General features: G+C 44.9%; 5 protein-coding genes. 2 read left to right on the forward strand and 3 right to left on the reverse strand.

What is annotated here, in order from left to right; genetic code table 11:
* Window positions 1-394: 394 nt before the first annotated feature.
* A complete protein-coding gene (locus tag A3775_RS00070; protein ID WP_066423332.1) occupies window positions 395-841 on the reverse strand; it encodes a hypothetical protein in 447 nt (148 codons plus the stop codon).
* A 582-nt stretch (window positions 842-1,423) separates the two neighbouring features.
* Between A3775_RS00070 and A3775_RS00080 the strand changes: the two genes are divergently transcribed.
* Both A3775_RS00080 and A3775_RS00085 read left to right on the forward strand, forming a co-directional pair.
* Entirely contained in the window at window positions 1,424-2,383 is a 960-nt protein-coding gene (locus tag A3775_RS00080; protein WP_066375497.1) for a hypothetical protein, read from the forward strand.
* 136 nt (window positions 2,384-2,519) lie between these two features.
* Window positions 2,520-3,086 carry a tyrosine-type recombinase/integrase gene (locus tag A3775_RS00085; protein ID WP_066375501.1) on the forward strand — a complete coding sequence of 189 codons (567 nt, stop codon included), beginning with the start codon at window positions 2,520-2,522 and terminating at the stop codon, window positions 3,084-3,086.
* Window positions 3,087-3,377: 291 nt separating this feature from the next.
* Here the strand turns inward: A3775_RS00085 and A3775_RS00090 are convergent, their stop codons facing one another.
* Both A3775_RS00090 and A3775_RS00095 read right to left on the reverse strand, forming a co-directional pair.
* Window positions 3,378-3,674 carry a hypothetical protein gene (locus tag A3775_RS00090; RefSeq protein WP_066375495.1) on the reverse strand — a complete coding sequence of 99 codons (297 nt, stop codon included), beginning with the start codon at window positions 3,672-3,674 and terminating at the stop codon, window positions 3,378-3,380.
* A gap of 484 nt (window positions 3,675-4,158) precedes the next feature.
* Window positions 4,159-5,307: a hypothetical protein gene (locus tag A3775_RS00095; RefSeq protein WP_066375493.1), complete on the reverse strand. Its 1,149-nt coding sequence runs from the start codon at window positions 5,305-5,307 to the stop codon at window positions 4,159-4,161.
* Window positions 5,308-5,346: the final 39 nt, after the last annotated feature.

Genomic DNA, 5,346 nt, shown 5'->3' on the forward strand with positions numbered 1-5,346 from the left:
CTTGTATTTGCGCTGTCTGGGCTGGTCATTGGTTATCACTCTGGCCCAGTAGCCAAAAATTCCTACCGTTTAAGCGTTGACCAGCTCTTGTTACTAACCCCCAGAAATTGATACTCTTAATGCACGTTTTGTTGGTTTTGTTTTTGGGGTTGTTTGGGGACAGAGTTGGTCAACTCTAAACCAATAGCAACTTTCAACTACAAGACCTTTTCCTTTTTTTGTGTGGTCTTTGTATAAATGTCTATTCTTGAGAACGCGGTAATTCCTCAAGAATAGACATTTTCGTTAAGCATACATCTGAACTAGCAAAGGATCAATTATTTGGTGTTTTGTATAGAATTCTTTGCAGCTTTGCCGTGGAGTTCTTGACACCTTGTCTGGGGTGATTGCCTTGCTATATAAGCGTTTCTTGTTGCTCCCGAACACTTTTCATTAGTTGTATTGATACATGAAAACAGTTAAGTTTTTCTTGTTTTCCAGAACAATTTTTAATTAGTTTTGCTGATGGTTCTATCATTAAACCGAAAGTGTGTTCTGGAGCAATCAGCCAACAGGATTCTAAGTCAAGCTCAGGTACGTAGTCGTATTCGCAATCATCAAGCAATACTGTATAAACCCAGCCAACATCAATTAACCAGTCCTCTGGTTGCCAGCATAGTCCTCTGACTGTTCCTGTTGCTTCTACCAAGCCAGAGGATTCTGACTCATACCGGGTTACAACACGTTGACCGATGTGAAACTTGGGTTTGGGTAATGGGTAATAGTTATCAGTGCGTTGTCCGACAACGGCACTAAATAGCACGGCTGGAAAATTAACCAGCAGCTGCCGACGCGATATCATAATTACTTGTCTCCTAATCGGGTTTGCGATTGGGTGGAAGTCGTGCCGGCGGGGAGAGGTGAGAGTCTCTCTGACCGGGGCGCAATTAAATGCCGACTTCATGTAGTGCATCAGGCACTTAAAAATATTCAACCAGATTTTAGTCCAAAAAGCCATCGCAATAGGAGCAACACGCCGCTACGATTTACTTGCTCAACAGTTGCATAATCAACTCATGCAACTATTATCTGTAATTAGTGGGTAACTGTCAAGCGGTTTTCTTGATCATCAACTTATGTTGGTAACTGCAACTCGCACAGATATCCCCAGTAAAGTCTTCAATTGGCATTTCTTCTAGCTGTAGCTGACGACCGCAAACCGTGAGCCAATTCAAACCCTCTGCTTTGGATTTCAGGAGATGTATTTTTCTACCCTCACTCAATCGCCTTCCCGTTAGCATTGTTATTTCTCAATGACTGTTATGCAACCTTAACAAACTTAACTAGCAATAGTCACTGTTGAATAGCCACTGTTGCGTCTCGATAGTTGCATAAGTAGCATAAAAACTGTTATATATTATAGTTACATACAGCATTGAGTAACATGAGTAAAATTCCAACAGTCTACCAAGGGATAATAGAGACTGACGACGACACGGTTATTGAGTTAGATTCCCCCCAATGGCTGAAGTGGCTAGAGAATAACAAATCTTTCCGCTATGAGCCAAAGTCTGAGTTAACAGGGTTCACCGCTAGGGTTGAGAAAAGCGGTTACTGGTACGCCTACCGTAGAATCAAAGGGAAGTTACATAAACGTTACATAGGGAAACCTGACGAGTTAACTGTTGAGCGGCTGGAAGAGATAGCAGCCCTGATTGAGAAACCACCTGAACTACGAGAGGTTACATATAAGCCATCTGCAACTGAAACGATTAAATATGCAACTACCAAGGATGTAACTAACCTGTGGCAAGCATTGAGGGAGTTGAGACAAGAAGTAGCAAAGCTGGCTGGAAGTCCCACAACAGTAGAAGAGGAGCAAGAAGAACAGCCTACTGACTCCGACAATGAAGTGGCAGACAGTGAGATTGTCACTCAGTTACAGAATCAAGTTACAGAGTTGCAAAATGAAGTTAAGAGTTTAGAAACTAAACTCAACTACGCTCGCAAGCAGAAGAAAGAGTTAGAAGATGAGCTAGCCAGCGTGGAGAAGCAAAACAGCGACTTAAAAGATGGAACAAGTCTTAAAAGGGTAACAGATAAGCTGCGACAACAAGAGACTGAAAACCAAAAGCTTAAGCAGGAACTTCAGAGAATCACTCAGCTAGGGGATGAGGTCAACGCCGAACGCAACGAACTGGCTCATGAGAACTGGCTGTTAAAGTCAACTGTCAAAAACAAGGATAAGGAAATCGAGCAGTTAAAATCACAAGTTACAGATGCCTCTGTGCCAGACTATGAAGCAATACGCGATCGCATACTCAGCAAGCTCAGAGTTGGTAGGCAGTCGGCAGGGGGGAAAGCTATCGACACATTTATTCGGGAATTAAAGCAGACGCGGTAAACTTTCGGTAAAAAGAATAAATTACCGAGAGTCTAAAGGCATGAGTTTCTATAAACCAAGGTCACGACCTCACCTAAAACTGGTGTATAACTCCGAAAATCGGAAAGTTGAACCACTTGCCCCAAGGAATCCCAAATTGAGACGACCTAAAAATGAAGATGTGCGATCGCGCGAATACTTAAGACCCGATGAAGTTGAGCGATTGATCAGCGCGGCTAAGACTGTTGGCAGAAACCAGCAGCGCGATGAACTGTTATTGTTGATGATGTTTCGTCACGGCTTGCGCGTCTCTGAGGCGATCGCGTTGCGGTGGTCTGACATCGACTGGGAAACAGCCAGTATTCACATTCGCCGCATGAAACGCGGTACACCTGCTAATCATCCCATCTACCCGGATGAGATGCGAGCGTTGCGAGCGTTTAAAAAACAGGCCAAGGATAAAACACCCTGGATATTCATGAGTGAGCGCGGCGCACCTATCACCGATGACACGGTACGCAAAATTATCAGCCGTGCCGGGGAGGTGGCTGGCTTTGATTTCCCACTACACCCCCATATGTTACGCCATAGCTGCGGTTATGCTCTGGCCGCCAAAGGAACAGACACCAGGCGCATACAAGACTACTTGGGACACAAGAACATTAACCACACCGTCCGCTACACCCAGTTAGCACCCAACAGGTTTGATGGTCTATGGGATTGAGTCGCTTTGAGTCGCTAAAACCACCGTAATATTTCTTCGGCAAGTTAACTTGTCACTGGTTTAATATTTTCTAAAATTGCACCTAAATTTCACGCGCTATTATTTCACGCACCCCTATAGGGTTCGCGGAAAATTCATGCGTAAACTTAACGCATTTCGCATCGACTACTATAGTGGTCGATAGAAAAAAGCAACAACCGGATAACACTATGTTGTCTAGCAAATTTTTGTCAGTTCCCGACACCATACTTTAAAGCCCGCTTCAGGTATTAGCGGGCTTTTGGTTTTGCTCTATGCTACGGCTAATTGACTGCTGGGGATGACATGGGGTGTTAATTCCTGTTCTTCCACATAGTCGTGAGTCCCTGCGTAGTTTTCAGAAACGGAAGATAGGGTGTAATCAACCTCTATCACGTATGCCCATCGACCATTTTGGGGTTCATCCTCTTCCCAACTGCGACCGTCAACCCTTCCGACTATGGTCATAACATGGTTGGCTGTGTTGACAACAGTCTGCACCAATTCCCCAAAAGCAAATAACGGCTGAGGAATGTAGTAAGTATTGTTTGTAGCTTGAAAATCTGACATGATGATATCGCTCCTTTCATGGGTAAGACATGGGAGGGGAAGTCGTCGTTAATTGGTGCTGACAACACCAATTAGCGGCGCATTTTCGTTTTAAGGGAATTTTACCACCAAACCCCAGGTTTTCAACTGCACTTAAATCTTTTTTGCAGAGTTGATGCAACAGCTAAAAGCTTATGCAGTAAGACGGGTGAACGCTAAAACTCTCAAACCTGTAAATCATATCCTGCATATTTTTGGGCTTGCACCCTATTTTTGCAGGATGCGTAAATCAGATACGCAGGATGTGTATATCAGATACGCAGGATGCGAATATCTTATATTGCATTTATGCAGAATGCAGATAACGCATAACGCAAAAAGTTTTCCAGAACTCCGGCATGGTCACAACTATTCAACAGAGTTACTTTCTTCGACCCTAGACCCGAAGAAAGTATCTCAGTCTGCTGCCCGAAAAAAATTCTTAAAAATGTCCTTCATATTTCGCTCAATTGGCAGCCCCTTTAAAATCCGGCTGCCTACCCCGGCGGCTCGTTTTTTCCGACAACTGGCACTGTGACAGTTGGTAGTGGTACTTGCGACGCGCTGCTGACATGGTTTTCAGCTTTAACTCTTCCCGGTAGATGTTGCATCGGTTTATGAAAACCTGCTTACCTACCCTAAAGAAGCGATTGCCAAAATCAGCCGCTTTCACTTGGTAAGTGTTGGGCTGTTGCTTTTTCGCTCCTGGAGTCACGCCGTCAGAAAATGCGATGACCTTCGGTCGGTCGTAGACCATCGCATTTCCCGTGACCTGATACCCTACTTTTGATTCTGTGCCGTCGCTTCCCCATGCCCGCCACTCAGTAGCTTCATTTTCCCAAGCTTGGGAAATTTGATGATACTCATACTTGTGCTGGCAAAGTTGCCGGCGGGTCATGCCCAGCTTCTCTTGATGCCGTCGCACCGTCCGGGTGTGAATGCCCAACTCACAGCTAATAGCATTTTGAGAAGTGCCGTAGTGAATGAACCTTTTTGAGACAAATATCCGTGACGAACTAATGTGAAGTACGCAAGGTACTTCCCCCACTGGCGATTTATGTGAGGATTGCCTTTCATCCCCCACTAGCTCGTTTGGGTGTGCTGTCCCGTAAAGTTTTCTATACTGTGGCTTTAGTTGGCGATCGGCCGCGTATCGGCTTTTCTGCTGAAATCTTTGTGTGACTATGCCCGTAATCCGTGACCGCAGTTGGCTGAGGTCTAACACTTTCCATAGTTCACATTCTTCTACTCCCCCCCAATGCTTGAGGTTCATTCGGTAGCAAACACTGAACATACTACCCAAGTAAACCGTTACCACTCCGGTTCTAACTTTGTAATACCGAAATGCTCCTCGTTTCTTGCCTTGCTGCAACCAACGGTAAACAGACTTGTCATTGCAATTTAGAAATGTCTGTATTACAGCTAGTGGTAGTGTTAAGTGTCCCGCCCCTTCCCGGTCTAACGCTCGACACAAGTACCACAACCGCGCCCAAGTTTCTCGCCCAATGCGAGCGTGTACCCTTACACGGTAAGTGCTAAGGATTATTGCGGTTTGTATCTTTATTAAAGCTAGTTGTGGTGATACACTTGTATTTGCGCTGTCTGGGCTGGTCATTGGTTATCACTCTGGCCCAGTAGCCAAAAATTCCTACCG

Origin of the sequence: Anabaena sp. 4-3 (genome assembly GCF_001597745.1) — a bacterium.
In the GTDB taxonomy this organism is placed as follows: domain Bacteria; phylum Cyanobacteriota; class Cyanobacteriia; order Cyanobacteriales; family Nostocaceae; genus Trichormus.